At 72.1% G+C, this 16,033-nt stretch carries 14 protein-coding genes; 4 read left to right on the forward strand and 10 right to left on the reverse strand.

The features are described from left to right. Position 1: 1 nt before the first annotated feature. On the reverse strand, positions 2 to 1,411 hold the full coding sequence (gene glnA, locus AB0C59_RS27610; RefSeq protein WP_363009210.1) for a type I glutamate--ammonia ligase: 1,410 nt from the start codon (positions 1,409 to 1,411) through the stop codon (positions 2 to 4). A 198-nt stretch (positions 1,412 to 1,609) separates the two neighbouring features. Between glnA and AB0C59_RS27615 the strand changes: the two genes are divergently transcribed. Next, a complete protein-coding gene (locus AB0C59_RS27615) occupies positions 1,610 to 2,077 on the forward strand; it encodes an RDD family protein (RefSeq protein WP_363009212.1) in 468 nt (155 codons plus the stop codon). 123 nt (positions 2,078 to 2,200) lie between these two features. On the opposite strand, the gene AB0C59_RS27620 is transcribed toward AB0C59_RS27615, so the two are convergent. From AB0C59_RS27620 to lipB, 4 genes are all read right to left on the reverse strand, one after another. Further along, complete coding sequence (locus tag AB0C59_RS27620) at positions 2,201 to 2,905, reverse strand: DUF4191 domain-containing protein (RefSeq protein WP_363009214.1); 705 nt, start codon at positions 2,903 to 2,905, stop codon at positions 2,201 to 2,203. A 119-nt stretch (positions 2,906 to 3,024) separates the two neighbouring features. Then, entirely contained in the window at positions 3,025 to 3,222 is a 198-nt protein-coding gene (locus AB0C59_RS27625; protein ID WP_363009216.1) for a hypothetical protein, read from the reverse strand. A gap of 273 nt (positions 3,223 to 3,495) precedes the next feature. Then, the gene (gene lipA / locus AB0C59_RS27630) at positions 3,496 to 4,461 is read right to left on the reverse strand and encodes a lipoyl synthase (RefSeq protein ID WP_363009218.1); all 966 of its coding nucleotides are present in this window, start codon (positions 4,459 to 4,461) and stop codon (positions 3,496 to 3,498) included. A 122-nt stretch (positions 4,462 to 4,583) separates the two neighbouring features. Continuing rightward, positions 4,584 to 5,408, reverse strand: coding sequence for a lipoyl(octanoyl) transferase LipB (gene lipB, locus AB0C59_RS27635; RefSeq protein ID WP_363009220.1), 825 nt, complete (start codon positions 5,406 to 5,408; stop codon positions 4,584 to 4,586). A 197-nt stretch (positions 5,409 to 5,605) separates the two neighbouring features. Between lipB and AB0C59_RS27640 the strand changes: the two genes are divergently transcribed. Then, positions 5,606 to 7,042 carry a regulator gene (locus AB0C59_RS27640; RefSeq protein WP_363009222.1) on the forward strand — a complete coding sequence of 479 codons (1,437 nt, stop codon included), beginning with the start codon at positions 5,606 to 5,608 and terminating at the stop codon, positions 7,040 to 7,042. Between the two features lie 12 nt (positions 7,043 to 7,054). Here the strand turns inward: AB0C59_RS27640 and AB0C59_RS27645 are convergent, their stop codons facing one another. Together AB0C59_RS27645 and AB0C59_RS27650 are read right to left on the reverse strand one after the other, a co-directional pair. Continuing rightward, positions 7,055 to 8,470: an NAD(P)/FAD-dependent oxidoreductase gene (locus AB0C59_RS27645; protein ID WP_363009224.1), complete on the reverse strand. Its 1,416-nt coding sequence runs from the start codon at positions 8,468 to 8,470 to the stop codon at positions 7,055 to 7,057. A 224-nt stretch (positions 8,471 to 8,694) separates the two neighbouring features. After that, positions 8,695 to 9,597 (reverse strand): TIGR01777 family oxidoreductase, encoded by a 903-nt coding sequence (locus AB0C59_RS27650; RefSeq protein ID WP_363009226.1) that lies wholly within the window; start codon positions 9,595 to 9,597, stop codon positions 8,695 to 8,697. 109 nt (positions 9,598 to 9,706) lie between these two features. Between AB0C59_RS27650 and AB0C59_RS27655 the strand changes: the two genes are divergently transcribed. Then, positions 9,707 to 10,195, forward strand: coding sequence for a GNAT family N-acetyltransferase (locus AB0C59_RS27655; RefSeq protein WP_363009228.1), 489 nt, complete (start codon positions 9,707 to 9,709; stop codon positions 10,193 to 10,195). A 16-nt stretch (positions 10,196 to 10,211) separates the two neighbouring features. Here the strand turns inward: AB0C59_RS27655 and AB0C59_RS27660 are convergent, their stop codons facing one another. Next, a complete protein-coding gene (locus AB0C59_RS27660; protein ID WP_363009230.1) occupies positions 10,212 to 11,396 on the reverse strand; it encodes a MarP family serine protease in 1,185 nt (394 codons plus the stop codon). A gap of 241 nt (positions 11,397 to 11,637) precedes the next feature. Here AB0C59_RS27660 and AB0C59_RS27665 point away from each other — a divergent pair, with 241 nt between their 5' ends. Then, positions 11,638 to 12,480: a peptidoglycan recognition protein gene (locus AB0C59_RS27665; protein ID WP_363009232.1), complete on the forward strand. Its 843-nt coding sequence runs from the start codon at positions 11,638 to 11,640 to the stop codon at positions 12,478 to 12,480. Positions 12,481 to 12,506: 26 nt separating this feature from the next. Here AB0C59_RS27665 and AB0C59_RS27670 read toward each other — a convergent pair whose 3' ends face one another. Continuing rightward, on the reverse strand, positions 12,507 to 13,025 hold the full coding sequence (locus AB0C59_RS27670) for a DUF4240 domain-containing protein (protein ID WP_363009277.1): 519 nt from the start codon (positions 13,023 to 13,025) through the stop codon (positions 12,507 to 12,509). 126 nt (positions 13,026 to 13,151) lie between these two features. Next, positions 13,152 to 15,854 carry a pyruvate dehydrogenase (acetyl-transferring), homodimeric type gene (aceE, locus tag AB0C59_RS27675; RefSeq protein ID WP_363009234.1) on the reverse strand — a complete coding sequence of 901 codons (2,703 nt, stop codon included), beginning with the start codon at positions 15,852 to 15,854 and terminating at the stop codon, positions 13,152 to 13,154. Positions 15,855 to 16,033 lie beyond the last annotated feature (179 nt).

A 16,033-nucleotide genomic window follows, 5' to 3' on the forward strand; every position in this document is an offset into this window, starting at 1 on the left:
ATCACACGTCGAAGTACAGCTCGAACTCGTGCGGGTGCGGGCGGAGCTGGAGCGGGGCGATCTCGTTGGTGCGCTTGAAGTCGATCCACGTCTCGATCAGGTCGGACGTGAAGACGTCGCCCTGGAGGAGGAACTCGTGGTCGCGCTCCAGCGAGTCGAGGACGGCCGGGAGCGAGGTCGGGACCTGCGCGACGTTGGCGTGCTCCTCGGGAGCCAGCTCGTAGAGGTCCTTGTCGATCGGCTCGGCCGGCTCGATCTTGTTCTTGATGCCGTCCAGGCCCGCCATCAGCAGGGCCGAGAAGGCCAGGTACGGGTTGCCGGAGGAGTCGGGCGCGCGGAACTCGACGCGCTTGGCCTTCGGGTTCGAGCCCGTGATCGGGATACGCATGGCCGCGGAGCGGTTGCGCTGCGAGTACACCAGGTTGATCGGCGCCTCGAAGCCCGGGACCAGGCGGTGGTAGGAGTTCACCGTCGGGTTGGTGAAGGCCAGCAGCGACGGGGCGTGCTTGAGGATGCCGCCGATGTAGTAGCGGGCCATGTCCGACAGGCCCGCGTACCCGGCCTCGTCGTAGAACAGCGGGTCGCCGTTGCTCCACAGCGACTGGTGGACGTGCATGCCCGAGCCGTTGTCGCCGAAGATCGGCTTCGGCATGAAGGTCGCGGTCTTGCCGTTGCGCCAGGCGACGTTCTTCACGATGTACTTGAAGAGCTGGAGGTCGTCGGCGGCGGCGAGCAGCGTGTTGAACTTGTAGTTGATCTCGGCCTGGCCGGCGGTGCCCACCTCGTGGTGCTGGCGCTCGACCTTCAGGCCGTTCTTCTCCAGCTCGAGGGAGATCTCGGCGCGCAGGTCGGCGAAGTGGTCGACCGGCGGGACCGGGAAGTAGCCGCCCTTGTAGCGGACCTTGTAACCACGGTTGTCCTCGACGGCGCCGGTGTTCCAGGCACCCGCCTCGGAGTCGATGTGGTAGAACGACTCGTTCGCGGTGGTCGCGAAGCGGACGCTGTCGAAGACGTAGAACTCGGCCTCGGGACCGAAGAACGCGGTGTCGGCGATCCCGGTGGAGGCCAGGTACGCCTCCGCCTTCTTGGCCACGTTGCGCGGGTCGCGGGAGTACTGCTCGCCCGTGATCGGGTCGTGGATGAAGAAGTTGATGTTCAGCGTCTTGTCGCGGCGGAAGGGGTCGACCCGGGCGGTCGACAGGTCCGCGCGCAGCGCCATGTCGGACTCGTGGATGGCCTGGAACCCGCGGATCGAGGATCCGTCGAAGGCCAGCTCCTCGTCCGGGTCGAACGCCTCGACGGGCACCGTGAAGTGCTGCATGACGCCCGGCAGGTCGCAGAACCGGACATCGACGAACTTGACGTCCTCGTCAGCGATGAACTTCTTGGCTTCGTCGGCGTTCTGGAACATCCAGCTCCTCCTACTCCCGACGGGCTTCGCCGGGGTGGTAGTTCGTTCGTGCGGCCAGTGCGGTGGCACACTCTGCGGCTGACCTTAGGGACGGGGGATTTCCCGGGCGTGACCCGATTGTTTCTCCCAGGTTAACCAGCCCGGCTCCCGGCCACCCCACCTCCGGGTGCGGCATATGGGGCGCAGTACCGTGGACGGGTGGACAACAGGCAAGCAATCGGATCGTGGCTCTCCGGTCCCCGCGCGGCGATGGAGGATGCCGGGGCGGACCTCGGATACCGGGGGGAGCAGCTCGGTCTGCCGCAGGAGGGGCCGGGCTCCATCGCCCGCCCGGGCCGGCGCCTCGGCGCCCTGGCCGTCGACTGGGGCCTGTGCGTCCTGATCGCATACGGCCTGCTCACCGACGGCTACGACCAGTCGACGGGGAACTGGGCCCTGCTCATCTTCTTCGTGCTCGGCGTCGTGACGGTCGGCACGCTCGGCTTCACCCCGGGCAAGCGGATCTTCGGCCTGCGCGTGGTCTCGGTGGACACCGGCCGGGTGGCCCCGCTGCGCGCCCTGGTCCGCACGCTCCTGCTGTGCCTGGCGATCCCGGCCCTCATCTGGGACCGCGACGGCAGGGGCCTGCACGACCGCCTGGCGAGGACGGTGGAGGTCCGCGCGTAGCCCCGCCGCGCCGCCCCCCGACGACGCGAAAGACGAACCGCCGCGGGAAACGAACCGGGCCCGGAAGACCGTGAGGTCTTCCGGGCCCGGTGTGCTTCGTGTGGGCGCGGTCCGGCGGAAGCGTCAGCGCGTCCGGCCGCCGCCGCCCTTCGGCATGCGCATGCCCTTGGGCAGGGGGCCCTTCGGGAGGGGCATGTTGCTCATCAGGTCCCCGAGCGCGCGCAGCCGGTCGTTGGTGGCCGTCACCTGGGGGCCGGTCAGGACGCGCGGGAACTTCAGCATCGTGGTGCGGAGCTTCTTCAGCTCCACCTGGTCCTCGCCCGTGCCCACGATCAGGTCGTGCACCGGGACGTCCGCGACGATGCGGGCCATCTTCTTCTTCTCGGCGGCCAGCAGGCTCTTGACCCGGTTCGGGTTGCCCTCGGCGACCAGCACGATCCCGGCCTTGCCGACCGCGCGGTGCACCACGTCCTGGCTGCGGTTCATCGCGACCGCCGGTGTGGTGGTCCAGCCCCGGCCGATGTTGTCGAGCACCGCCGCGGCGGCGCCGGGCTGGCCCTCCATCTGCCCGAAGGCGGCCCGCTCGGCCCGGCGTCCGAAGACGATCGCCATCGCGAGGAAGGCGAGCAGGAAGCCCAGGATCCCCAGATAGACGGGGTGGCCGATCAAGAAGCCGATCGCGAGGAAGACACCCAGGGTGACGATTCCGACTGCCGCGAGTACAAGACCGATCTTGGGGTCGGCCTTGCTGGTCATCTTGTAAGTCAGGGCGATCTGCTTCAGTCGCCCGGCATTCGCAGCGTCCGCTGCGGGTTCCTTCCTCGCCATGCCACGAAGTCTACGTGGCGCGGGAAGCGGCGACGACGCCAGTGGGGTCGGAGCGGTGGGGACGCTCCACGACGGACTCCACGGCGGAGGGGAACGCGCGCGAGGAGTGCGCGCGACGCCTACGGGTGGGGCACGGTCGCGTCCAGGACGCGCTGCGCCTCGACGCGGTCCTTCGCGCGGCGGCGGTCCTCCAGGACGGAGGTCCAGGCGTTCTGGCGGGCCGTCCGCTGACCGCTGCTCATGAGCAGCGATTCGATGGCACGCAGTGCATCGGTGAAGGACGGGATGGCGGTGGCGCGAACGGGCGCGGCCTGCATGGTGGAGGACCCCCCTCGGGTCGTCGGCTCGGGGCCGGGGTGTACGTGGCGTAAGTCCAGGGTCACTGTTTGGTGTTACCAGGGCGTGACGGAGCGGTCAAACGCCGATGAAACCTTGATACGGAGCGCCCAAAGCCTGACGCGGCCCTGACGCGCCCCCCAGCTGCGGGGACGGTCGGGACCGCGCCAATCGGCCATACCGGTCGGTAGTTCCTTGTGTGCGGATTCACACGCGGGAAGTGGCACCCGGTGCCGCCCGCAGGGGGGATCGGGTCAGACGGCCTGCGTGGCGATGTACTCGCCCCGCTTCTCCACCGCCATCCGGTACAGCCGCCCGGCGCGGTACGACGAGCGCACCAGCGGTCCGGACATGACCCCGGAGAAGCCGATCTGCTCGGCCTCCTCCTTCAGCTCCACGAACTCCTGCGGCTTCACCCAGCGCTCGACCGGGTGGTGGCGCACGCTCGGCCGCAGGTACTGCGTGATCGTGATCAGCTCGCAGCCCGCGTCGTGCAGCTGGCGCAGCGCCTCGCCGACCTCCTCGCGGGTCTCGCCCATGCCGAGGATCAGGTTCGACTTCGTCACCAGGCCGACGTCGCGGGCCTCGGTGATGACCTTCAGCGAGCGCTCGTAGCGGAAGCCGGGGCGGATGCGCTTGAAGATCCGCGGGACGGTCTCCACGTTGTGCGCGAACACCTCGGGCCGGGCCGAGAAGACCTCGGCGAGCTGCTCCGGGTCCGCGTTGAAGTCGGGGGCGAGGAGTTCCACCTTGGTCCGGCCGTCCTCGCGGTCGGCGGTCTGCCGGTGGATCTGGCGGACCGTCTCCGCGTACAGCCAGGCGCCGCCGTCCTCCAGGTCGTCGCGTGCGACGCCCGTGATCGTGGCGTAGTTCAGGTCCATCGTGACGACGGACTCACCGACCCGGCGCGGCTCGTCGCGGTCGAGCGCCTCGGGCTTGCCGGTGTCGATCTGGCAGAAGTCGCAGCGGCGGGTGCACTGGTCGCCGCCGATGAGGAAGGTGGCCTCGCGGTCCTCCCAGCACTCGTAGATGTTCGGGCAGCCGGCTTCCTGGCAGACCGTGTGCAGGCCCTCGCTCTTCACGAGGTTCTGCATCTTCGTGTACTCGGGGCCCATTTTCGCCCGGGTCTTGATCCACTCGGGCTTGCGCTCGATGGGGGTCTGACTGTTACGGACCTCCAGGCGCAGCATCTTGCGTCCGTCGGGTGCGACTGCGGACACGGCCGGCTCCCTAGTGTTGATTCTTCGGCGTTCCCCAGGGTACGCCCGTTGATTCTATGGCTGAGGGCTGCCGGGGGCTGTCGCCTCCGGATCCCTGCTGCGGCCCTGGACGGGCCCGGTCCTCACCCGCCGGACGGTGCCGGGGCGAGTGCCGCCGGAGCCTGTTCGACGACGCGCGGCTTCAGCTCCGCGTGCTCCAGGATCTCCCGCAGATGCCGCTCCACCACCGGCAGCACCTGGGCGATGGTCACGTCGCGGCCCAGCTCGTAGGCCAGGGACGTGACGCCCGCGTCGCGGATGCCGCAGGGGATGATGCGGTCGAACCAGGCGTTGTCCGGGTTCACGTTCAGCGCGAAGCCGTGCATGGTGACGCCCTTGGCGACGCGGATGCCGATGGCCGCGATCTTGCGGTCCTCGCGGCGCTGGCCCGCGTTGGAGGGGGCGTACTCCGGGCCGTTGAGCCGGGGGTCGAACTCCTCGTCGGTCAGCCGCGGGTCGAAGTCCAGGGAGAGGCCGCCGAGCGCCGGGCGCTGCTCCACCGGGTCGCCGAGCACCCAGACCCCGCTGCGGCCCTCGACCCGGGTGGTCTCCAGACCGAACTCCGCGCAGGTGCGGATCAGGGCCTCCTCCAGGCGGCGCACATGGGCGACGACGTCGACCGGGCGCGGGAGCTTCTGGATCGGGTAGCCGACGAGCTGGCCCGGGCCGTGCCAGGTGATCTTGCCGCCGCGGTCCACGTCGATCACCGGAGTGCCGTCCAGGGGGCGCTCGTCCTGGGTCGTGCGCCGGCCGGCGGTGTAGACCGGCGGGTGCTCCAGGAGCAGGCAGGTGTCGGGGATCTCGTCGGTGAAGCGGGCGGCGTGCACGCGGCGCTGCTCGTCCCACGCCTCCTGGTACTCGACGGCCTCGGCCCCGAACCCCATCCGGACGAACCGCAGCTCACTCACGGCAACCGCCTCCTAGCAGCTTCGTAAGGCGCGAAAGGCGCCCACGCCACTGTACGTCCACCGCCGCGCGCCCCTTCCGTCAGCCCGATGGTCAATCCTCACACGATCGGATGAACGGTCTCCAATCTCCGCAATCGGGCGCTCACTCTCAGCTACATTCACGCCGTTGACAAGGCCTTAAGGAGACCGCACCGCAGATGACGGAACGACCCGCGCAGCGCACCCCCAACCGACAGCTCGCCGCGCTCATCGCAGAAGCGGGGTTCTCCAACGCCGGTCTGGCCCGTCGCGTCGACCAGCTGGGCCTCGAACACGGGCTTGACCTCAGATACGACAAGACCTCGGTCACCCGGTGGCTGCGCGGCCAGCAGCCGCGCGGCACCACCCCCGCGCTCATCGCCGAGGTGTTCACCCGGCGGCTCGGGCGCCGGCTGACGGCGCAGGACCTCGGGCTCGACGCCTGTGCCCCCGTGTACGCGGGGCTGGAGTTCGCCGCGACCCCCGAGGAGGCCGTCGACATCGTCAGCGGCCTGTGGCGCAAGGACTCGGGCAGCCACGCCGAACTGCGCAAGATCGCGTTCACCCCGGCCGGGCTCGTCGTGCCCAGCCGCGACTGGCTGATCGGCCGCGCGGACGACCGGGTGGGCCACGGTGAGGCGATCCCGCGCATCCCGGCCCAGGGCCGGCCCGCCGTGCCCCGCCAGCGCACCCAGTCCGAGCGCGGCCCCGGCCAGAAGGTCAGCGGGGGCGACATCGCCGCGCTGCGCTCGGTCGGCGAGCTCTTCCGCGCCCTCGACAACGCCTACGGCGGCGGTCACGCCCGCCAGGCGCTCGTGCGGTATCTGGAGCACGAGGCCGAGCCGATGCTGCGCGGCACCTACGGCGAGCAGACGGGACGCCGGCTGTTCGCGGCGGCCGCCGACCTGACCCGGCTCGCGGGCTGGACGTCGTACGACATCGGCGCGCACGGCCTGGCCCAGCGGTACTTCGTCCAGGCGCTGCGCCTCACGCAGGCGGCCGGGGACCGGCTGTACGGGGCGTACGTCCTGCTCACCATGAGCCGCCAGGCCGTCTACCTCGGCCACGGCCGGGAGGCCGTGCAGCTGGCGCGCGTGGCCCAGCAGGGCGTCGGCACCGCGGCGCCGCCCGCCGTCCAGGCGATGCTGCACGCCGTCGAGGCGCGCGGCCACGGCGTCCTCGGGGAGGTGCGCGCGTGCACGGCCTCGCTCGTACGGGCCGAGCGCGCCCTGGAGACCGCCCGGCCCGGCGACGAGGTGCCGCCCTGGGCGCGCTTCTTCGACGAGGCCCAGATCGCCGACGAGTTCGGGCACTGCCACCGCGACCTCCAGCAGTACCGGGCGGCGGCCCAGCACGCCGAGCGCTCGCTCCAGCTGCGGGCGCCCGGCTACGCCCGCAGCCGGCTGTTCTGCCGGGTGGTGCTCGCCACGGCACGCCTCGGCCTCGGCGAGCTGGACCAGGCCTGCCAGCTCGGGGCCGAGGCGGCGGGGCAGGCCGCCGAGATGCGGTCGCTGCGGGCGACGGAGTACGTACGGGACTTCGAGCGCCGCCTGGAGCCGTACAAGGACGCGGCACCGGTGCGCGGCTACCGGGACAAGGTCGCCGCGCTCCAGTGACCGCGCGGGGTGCTACGCCGCTCTGGACAGCCGCTGCGTGCCGTGCACCGGGCCCATGCCGAGGTCGGTGAGCAGAGCGGTGGCGGCCCGGTGGCCCGAGTGCAGGGCCCCCTGCACCGTGCTCGTCTCCCGGTGGTCGCCGCACACGTACAGCCCGGCCAGCAGGCGTACCGGACGGCGCAGGTCGTGCGGCGGCCGCATCGACGGGACGGCGCGCGCCGTGTGCCGGACGGCGAGCGTCTCCCAGCGCCTGGTGGACGTGCCGAACAGGTGCGCGAGGTGGGCGCGTACGGCGTCGTCCACGTCGTCCGGGGGTGTGCCGAGCACCGTGGAGGAGACCAGGGCCCGGCCCGCGGGGGCGCGGGTCGGGTCCACCAGGCTGACGACCGCCGTGTGCGTCACCGGGCCGGCGCGGTCCGCGTCCAGCAGCAGGGAGGCGCCGGTCGAGGGCGGCTCGTCCATCGTGTGGTGCACGACGGTGACCGGATGGAAGTCCGGTACGCGCAGGCCGGGAAGCAGCCGGGCGGCCTGGTGCGCGTCGGTCGCCACGAGGACGGCCCGGCAGCGCAGTTCCCCGTGGTCCGCGGTGGTCACCGAGGTCGTGGAGACCGCGGTGACCTTGACCCCGGTGTGCACGGTGCCCGGCGGCAGCGTCCGCGCCAGCAGTTCGGGCAGCGCGTCGGCGCCGCCTTCGGGCAGGCACAGCCGTCCGCTCGCGTAGGCGCGCAGCGCGAGATCGGCGCATCTGCTGGACGTGGTCAGCTCCGGGTCGCACAGCAGGGCCGCCAGGAGAGGGCGCAGGAACCCCTCGACCGTACGGGCGGGCAGCCCGCGGGCCGACAGGGCGCTCCGCGCGCTCGACTCCGGTCGCGCCAGCAGCCGTTCCACCGGGGTGGTGGCCAGTCGGGTGAGCGCGGCGCCGAGCCGGGCCTGGTCCATGGGGCTGCCGAGCGGGGCGGCGGGCCGCGGCACGGTCCCGCGCGCCCCCGCCGCGCGGCCGGCTCCCTGCAGGGGCAGGGGGCCGGGGCGGACGACACGGGGAGTGCGAGGGGCGCTCGCCAGGGCGCGTACGACATTGAGCGCGCTGCGTGCGCCCCCCGCGCCCCCACCGCCGCCGAGCGGCGGCACGCTCGCGCGATGGTGGTGCCCCTCGCTGTGCACGAGGACGCCCGGGGCGAACGGGCGCAGGGCGAGCCCGTCGAGCCCCGGGGTCAGGCGCAGTTCCGGGTACGCGGTGGACAGCAGCTGTCCGATCCGGTCCAGCCGGAAACCGTCGATCTTCTCCGTCGACATGCGTCCGCCGACGCCATGGGCGGCCTCCAGGACCGCTGTCGTCACTCCTGCGCTGGTCAGCCGGTGGGCCGCCGCCAGCCCGGCGACCCCCGCCCCCACGATGACGACGTCCGCCTGATTCACGGGCTCTGGCACGTGCCCCTCCTAGAGGTTGTGCGGCCGGTGGAGACGTGATGCCCCCAACAGGCGTCCGGGATACCCGGGTTCGGGACGAGCGTAGGACCGCTCCCGATCGGGAGAAGTCGCGCATGGACAGAGCACGGTCGCACAGCGGTCGCATACGGTCGATCTCGGGCAGCATCGGTCTCGGTGGTCGCCCGCTCGTCCCCCTCACCCCTCTCCCCGCGCGCGCCCGCGCCCTACTCCTTCAGCGCCGCCCGCAACGCCTCCTCGATTCCCGGGAAGGCGAAGGAGAAACCGGACTCGAGCAGCCGCTTCGGCAGCACCCGGGCGCTGCCCAGCACCTCGTCCGCCATCTCGCCGAGCGCCAGACGCAGGGCGGGCGCGGGAGCCGGCACGACCGCGGGCCGGTGCAGCACACGCCCCATGGCGGCGGTGATCTCGCCGTTGGTCAGCGGCTGGGGAGCCGTCAGGTTGAACGGCCCCGACAGGCCGTCGGAGTCGATGAGATGCCGGATCGCCGCCACCTCGTCGTGCAGCGAGATGTACGACCAGTACTGGCGCCCGTCGCCCATCCGTCCGCCGAGACCCGCCCTGAACACCGGGAACAGCCGGCCCCAGGCCCCGCCGCCCCGCGCCACCACCAGTCCCGTCCGCGTGAACACCGTGCGCACGCCCGCCTCCCGCGCCGCGGCCGCCGCCTCCTCCCACTCCACGCACAGCGAGGACAGGAACCCGTCGCCGGGCGGGGCCTGTTCGTCCACCGCCCGGTCCCCGGTGTCGCCGTAGTAGCCGATCGCGCTGCCGCAGACGAAGACGCGCGGGGCATCCGGCAGCGAGGCGACGGCCTCCGCGAGCGCCGCCGTGCCCAGCACCCGGCTGTCGCGCAGCGACTTCTTGTACGCGTCCGTCCAGCGGTGGTCGCCGATGCCCGCCCCCGCGAGGTTCACCACGGCGTCGCACCCGACCAGCCCGGCCGCGTCCACGAACCGCCCCTCCGGGTCCCAGCAGACCTCGTCCGCCCCACGGGCCGCACGCCGCACCAGGCGCACCACCTCGTGCCCGTCCGCGGTGAGCGATCGCACCAGTGCGCTGCCGATGAGGCCGGACGCACCGGCCACGGCGATTCGGGAACGTTCCATGATCCCATCCTGCCCGCCCCGCCCGCACCGACGCGTGGCGACGGCGCCGGAACGCCCCGACGGATCGCCGCACCCGACCCGCCCGGACCCGCGCCGTACAGTGACCGGTATGACCTCTGTGCTCATACGCCCGGCCACGCCCGGCGACGAGGAGGCGCTCGGGCGGCTCGACCGCGCGACCTGGTCCGCGCTGCACTCCGTGCAGCCGCGCCCCCGGGAGCCCTACGCGCCCTTCTTCGGCGAGCGGTCCGGTCCGGGCGACCACCTGGTCGCCGAGATCGACGGCGCCGTCGTCGGATACATCAGGCTGGCGTTCGCGACCCCGCTCGCGGCCAACTCCCATGTCCGGCAGATCCAGGGGCTCGCCGTCGCCGGCGAGGCGCGGGGCGCCGGGGTGGCGCGGGCACTGCTGCGGTCCGCCCGGCAGGAGGCGCGGCGACGCGGAGCACGGCGCCTGACCCTGCGGGTGCTCGGGCACAACACCCCCGCACGGACGCTGTACGCGTCCGAGGGGTTCGTGGTGGAGGGGGTTCTGCCGGAGGAGTTCCTGATCGAGGGGGAGTATGTGGACGACGTGCTCATGGGGCGCTCCCTCTGAGGCGCCGCCCCACGGCTCACGACGTGATCAGGTCGCCCGTGTCCACCGCCTGCGTGGCCCCGGCCCCGCGTCGCGCGTCCCCCGCCACCTCGTCCGCCGTCAGGACGTAGCCCGTCTCGTGGTCCGAGGTGGAACGGGCGAACACCACGCCGTACACCCGGCCGTCCGTGGTGAGCAGGGGGCCGCCCGAGTTGCCCGGCAGCACGGTCGAGCGGATCGAGTAGATCTCCCGGGTCACCGTGTCCGAGCTGTAGATGTTCTGCCCCGTGGCGTCGATCCGGTTCGCGACGGTCGCGGCCCGCAGCGTCAGGTCGCCGTCCTGCGGATAGCCCGCGACCACGGCCGCGTTGCCGCGCTTGGCGCCGGTGTCGAAGGGCAGGACCGGCGCGCGCAGCCCCGGCACGTACAGCACCGCCACATCGCGGTCGGGGTCGAACAGCACCACCCGCGCCGGATACACGGTGCCGACACCGCCCACCCGGACCGACGGGTGGGATATGCCCGCCACCACGTGCGCGTTGGTCATCACATGCCGCTCGGCGTACACGAACCCGCTGCCCTCGCGGCCCTCCGTGCCCGAGGCGCCCTCGATCTTCACCGTGCTGAGCTTGGCGGCGCGCGCCGCGCTCGCCGTGACACTGTCCCCCGAGGGTTTGGCGACCCCGGCCGAGGGCTCGTTCTCGAACGGGTTGAAGACCTGCGGGAAGCCCGCCTGGGTGAGCGCGGAGGTCGCGCGCGAGAACCAGGTGGGGGTGGTGTCCGGCATCGCGTTCTGCACGGAGCCCAGCAGCCGGGAGTCCCGGATCGCCTCGGTGACCACCGGGGACGAGGAGGCGCCCAGGACGCTCGCGGCCACCCAGGCCACGATCAGCACGGCCACCGTGTTGGCCGCGGCACCGCCGATCCCGTCGGCCACCCGCAGCGGCCCCCGGTCCAGTTCCCGGCGCAGTTTCAGCGCGAGCCGCCCCGCCATCTCGTGCACCACCACGGCCGGGACGAGCACCGTGCACACCGCGGTCACCGTCGCCGCGGTCGTCCCCGGGGTCACCAGGCGCATCACCCACGGCAGGATCCACACGCCGATCGCCGCGCCGCCCACGAAGCCGGCCAGCGAGACACACCCGGCCACCAGGCCGCGCCGGTAGCCGGAGGCCGCGTAGGCGAGGATCACCACCATGAGCAGGATGTCGAGAACGTCCACGGAGCCGCCTTTCTCTCGGACCCCTTAGTACGCGCGAGGGGAGGCCAGTGATCAGCCACGCGCACCCGGTGTCCTCACACGGGACCGTGCGCGTCGACCTGTAGAAACGTCCCCGACCCTGCCGATGGTTCCACCAGGTGGCACACCACACATCGCGAGGGCCGTGCGGGGGGCGGACAGTGGCTCCATGCGTGTCGTGCGAAGCATGCGGTGTACGAGAAGTGTGCGCAGTATGCGCAGAATGCTGCGTTCGTGGGGCGACCGCGGCGGACGCGCGGCACGGTTGCGCGGCGTGGCCGTGCTGCTGCTCGGCTGTGTGCCCGGAACCGCCGCCGTCCTCGCGCTGGTGCTGTGCGCCGCCGGCGTCGAGCGCCCGGCGGTTGCGCGGCCCGCGGCCCCGCGGCCGATGGTGGCCAGGGCCCCGGTCCGCTACGAGGCGGCCAAGCCGCACATCGTGCCCCGCTCGGTCTGGGCGTCGGACGCCGGCACCCGCGACCAGCCGCCGCCCCGCTACGACGACAAGGTCATCGCCGTCTTCGTCCACCACACCGACTCGCCCAACGCCTATCGGTGCGCCGAGGCCCCGCGGATCATCCGGTACCTGTACACCGGTCAGAGGGGATACCGCCATTGGGATGACATCGGCTACAACTTCCTCGTCGACCGCTGCGGCAACGTCTACGAGGGCCGCGCGGGCGGCGTCGACCGCCCCGTCACCGGCGCGCACACCCAGGGCTTCAACCACCGCACGGCCGGTATCGCCGCCATCGGCACCTTCACCGCGGGCGTGCCCGTGCCGAAGGCGATGACCGAGGCGATCGCCCGGGTCGCCGCCTGGAAGCTGGGCCTGGCCGGCATCGACCCGCGCAGCCGGGTACGGCTCGTCTCCAGCAACAACCTCAGCCGCTACAAGGTCGGTGCCGCCGCCCTGCTGCCCGCCCTCGCGGGCCACGACGACGGCTATATGACGAGCTGCCCCGGAGCGGCCCTCAGCGCCCTCCTCCCGTCGATCCGGCAGGAGGCGGCGCGCCTTCAGGGGCGCCTGCACCGCGGCCTCCAGGGCCCCTTGGAGAGCAGGCGCTGACAGCGGCGCGGAGCGCCCCGGCCCCGTCAGCCCCTGAACCGGGACCACAGCCGGGGATAGCGGGCCGCGAGCGCGGACTCGTCCTCCAGGTCCAGCGCCGTCCCCTCCGGCTCCGAACGCCCGGGCGGGATGCCGAGGTCGGGCGCCACGGTCCCGGTGAGCTGCTCGTACGCCTCGTCGGCCGCGTAACCGAGCTCCTCGCCGTCCCCGTCGACATCCTCGTCGAACTCCTCCAGCAGGTCGGCCAGCGAGTCCGGGTCGGCGAGGGCCCCCTCGAAGACCGACCGGCCCTGGCCGATCAGCCAGCACCGGAAGAAGTCGAACGCGTCGTCGCTTGCCCCGTCGAGCAGAACCCAGCAGGCGCCCCACAGGTCCCAGCGGTAGGCGCGGTTGTAGCGGGCCTCGAAGTGCCGGGCGAAGTCCAGGACGGACTCGGGGTCCAGCCGCAGCAACCGCGCGAGGAGCTGGTCCGCCTGTTCGTCGGGGTCGCCCTCGGCGACCTCACGACTCGCGTCCACCAGCTCCCAGAACCGCGTCTCGTCCATCACCCGACCAGCATCGGCCCTCGGCGAGGGGGACGCACGCGGAGTGCGCGGGGCGCACCGGAACAGCGGAGCAGGGGGCACGGCGAGCGCCGTACCCCCTGCTCCGCGTGCTTCACCGCGTGCGGCTCACAGGCCGTACCGCTCGCGGGCCTCCTTCACCGAGGTCGCCTTGACCTCGCCGCGCCCGGCGAGCTGGGCGAGCGCCGCGACCACGATCGAGTGCGCGTCGACCCCGAAGTGGCGGCGGGCCGCGTCACGGGTGTCCGACAGGCCGAAACCGTCGGCGCCCAGCGAGGACCAGTCCTGCTGGACCCACTGCGCGATCTGGTCCGGGACCTGGCGCATGTAGTCGGAGACCGCGAGCACCGGGCCCTCGGCGCCCTGGAGCGCGCGGCGCACGAACGGGATGCGCTCCTCGCCCCGCAGCAGCGCCGCGTCCGCCTCCATGGCGTCACGCCGCAGCTCGGTCCACGACGTCGCCGACCACACGTCCGCCGCGACACCCCAGTCCTCCGCGAGCAGCTTCTGCGCGTCCAGCGCCCAGTGGATCGCGGTGCCGGAGCCCAGCAGCTGGATGCGGGGGGCGTTGGCGACGGGCGTGAGGCCCGCCGACTCGGCCGTGTTGAAGCGGTACAGGCCCTTGACGATGCCCTCGTCCACGCCGGGCGCCGCGGGCTTCGCGGGCTGCGGCAGCGGCTCGTTGTAGACCGTCAGGTAGTAGAAGACGTTCTGGTCCTCGTCCGGCAGCGCCTGGCCGAACATCCGGCGCAGACCCTCCTTCACGATGACCGCGACCTCGTACGCGAACGCCGGGTCGTACGTCAGCGCCGCCGGGTTGGTCGCGGCGATGACGGGGGAGTGGCCGTCGGCGTGCTGGAGCCCCTCACCGGTCAGCGTGGTGCGGCCGGCGGTGGCGCCCACCAGGAAGCCGCGCCCGAGCTGGTCGGCCAGCTGCCACATCTGGTCGGCCGTGCGCTGCCAGCCGAACATCGAGTAGAAGATGTAGAAGGGGATCATCGCCTCGCCGTGCGTCGAGTACGCGGTCGACGCGGCGATGAAGTCGGCCATCGAACCGGCCTCGGTGATCCCCTCGTTGAGGATCTGGCCGTTCGTGGCCTCCTTGTAGTACATCAGCTGGTCGCGGTCGACCGGCTCGTACGTCTGGCCCTTGGGCGAGTAGATGCCGAGCGAGGGGAAGAGCGACTCCATGCCGAAGGTGCGCGCCTCGTCGGGGACGATCGGCACCCAGCGCGGGCCGGTCTCCTTGTCGCGGACCAGGTCCTTGACCAGGCGCACGAAGGCCATCGTGGTGGCCACGTTCTGCGTGCCCGAGCCCTTGTCGAACGACGTGAACGCCTTGTCGGCCGGCGCGGGCAGCGGGGCGAGCGGGTGGACGCGGCGGGCCGGGGCCGGGCCGCCGAGCGCCGCGCGGCGCTCCTGGAGGTAGCGGACCTCGGGGGAGTCGGCGCCGGGGTGGCCGTAGGGCACCACGCCGTCCTCGAACCGGCTGTCGGGGATGGGCAGGTCGAGCAGGTCGCGCATCGCCTTGAACTCGTCCACCGACAGCTTCTTCATCTGGTGGTTGGCGTTCTTCGAGGCGAAGCCCGTGCCGAGCGTGAAGCCCTTGACCGTCTGGGCCAGGATCACCGTCGGCGCGCCCTTGTGCTCCACGGCCGCCTTGTACGCGGCGTAGACCTTGCGGGACTCGTGGCCGCCGCGCGAGAGGTGGAAGCACTCGAGGATCTTGTCGTCGCTCAGCAGCTTCGCCATCTCGGCGAGCGCCGGGTCCTTGCCGAAGAAGTCCTGGCGGATGTAGGCGGCGTCGCGCGTCTGGTACGTCTGCACCTGCGCGTCCGGTACCTCGCGCAGCCGCCGTACGAGGGCGCCCGTGGTGTCGAGCGCGAACAGCTCGTCCCAGGCGGAGCCCCACAGGGACTTCACCACGTTCCAGCCGGCGCCGCGGAACTGGGCCTCCAGCTCCTGCACGATCTTGAAGTTGGCGCGGACCGGGCCGTCGAGGCGCTGCAGGTTGCAGTTGATCACGAAGGTGAGGTTGTCCAGCTCCTCGCGGGCGGCCAGCGCGAGCGCCGCCGTCGACTCGGGCTCGTCCATCTCGCCGTCGCCGAGGAACGCCCACACGTGCGAGGACGAGACGTCCTTGATGCCGCGGTTGGTGAGGTAGCGGTTGAAGCGCGCCTGGTAGATCGCGGAGAGCGGGCCGAGGCCCATGGAGACGGTGGGGAACTCCCACAGCCAGGGCAGTCGGCGCGGGTGCGGATAGGAGGGCAGGCCGGCCCCGCCGGACTCCTGGCGGAAGTTGTCCAGGTGGGACTCGTCCAGGCGGCCGTCGAGGAACGCGCGGGCGTAGATGCCGGGGGCGGCGTGGCCCTGGATGTAGAGCTGGTCGCCGCTGCCGTCACCCTCCTTGCCCTGGAAGAAGTGGTTGAACCCGGTCTCGTAGAGCCAGGCGGCGGAGGCGAAGGTGGCGATGTGGCCGCCCACGCCGTGCTTGCTGCCCCGGGTCACCATCGCCGCCGCGTTCCAGCGGTTCCAGGCGGTGATCCGGCTCTCCATCTCCTCGTCACCGGGCCGGGACGGCTCGGCGGCGGTGGGGATGGTGTTGACGTAGTCCGTCTCCAGGAGCTTGGGCAGGGCGACGCCGTTGCCCTCGGCGCGCTCCAGCGTGCGCCGCATCAGATACGCGGCCCGGTGCGGACCCGCCGCCTTGGCTACGGCGTCCAGGGAGGCCTGCCATTCGGCGGTCTCCTCGGGGTCACGGTCCGGGAGCTGGTCGAGCTCGCTCGGCTGGATGGCGTTGGGGTCGGTCATGTCGCCGCCTTCCTCAGTCGAAGGGGGTGCCCTCATCGGTAAGGGTCAGGGGGTGCCCTTGGTCTTTGGCAGGACAGGGCGTGAGCCTCTGGTGGAAGCCCGTCCGGACTCTAACCCCCTGATCGATGATCGATCAAAGGTTTCTAGGCCAAAAGCTCTTGATATCGAGAAAGTCGGCA

Source organism: Streptomyces sp. NPDC048664 (assembly GCF_040650555.1).
GTDB lineage: Bacteria > Actinomycetota > Actinomycetes > Streptomycetales > Streptomycetaceae > Streptomyces.

Bases quoted from the DNA above. Each gene is read 5' to 3' on its own strand.
- glnA (WP_363009210.1), bottom strand. From the start codon at position 1,411: ATGTTCCAGAACGCCGACGAAGCCAAGAAGTTCATCGCTGACGAGGAC.
- AB0C59_RS27620 (WP_363009214.1), bottom strand. From the start codon at position 2,905: ATGGCGAGGAAGGAACCCGCAGCGGACGCTGCGAATGCCGGGCGACTG.
- AB0C59_RS27625 (WP_363009216.1), bottom strand. From the start codon at position 3,222: ATGCAGGCCGCGCCCGTTCGCGCCACCGCCATCCCGTCCTTCACCGAT.
- AB0C59_RS27640 (WP_363009222.1), top strand. From the start codon at position 5,606: ATGACGGAACGACCCGCGCAGCGCACCCCCAACCGACAGCTCGCCGCG.
- AB0C59_RS27650 (WP_363009226.1), bottom strand. From the start codon at position 9,597: ATGGAACGTTCCCGAATCGCCGTGGCCGGTGCGTCCGGCCTCATCGGC.
- AB0C59_RS27655 (WP_363009228.1), top strand. From the start codon at position 9,707: ATGACCTCTGTGCTCATACGCCCGGCCACGCCCGGCGACGAGGAGGCG.
- AB0C59_RS27665 (WP_363009232.1), top strand. From the start codon at position 11,638: ATGCTGCGTTCGTGGGGCGACCGCGGCGGACGCGCGGCACGGTTGCGC.
- AB0C59_RS27670 (WP_363009277.1), bottom strand. From the start codon at position 13,025: ATGGACGAGACGCGGTTCTGGGAGCTGGTGGACGCGAGTCGTGAGGTC.
- aceE (WP_363009234.1), bottom strand. From the start codon at position 15,854: ATGACCGACCCCAACGCCATCCAGCCGAGCGAGCTCGACCAGCTCCCG.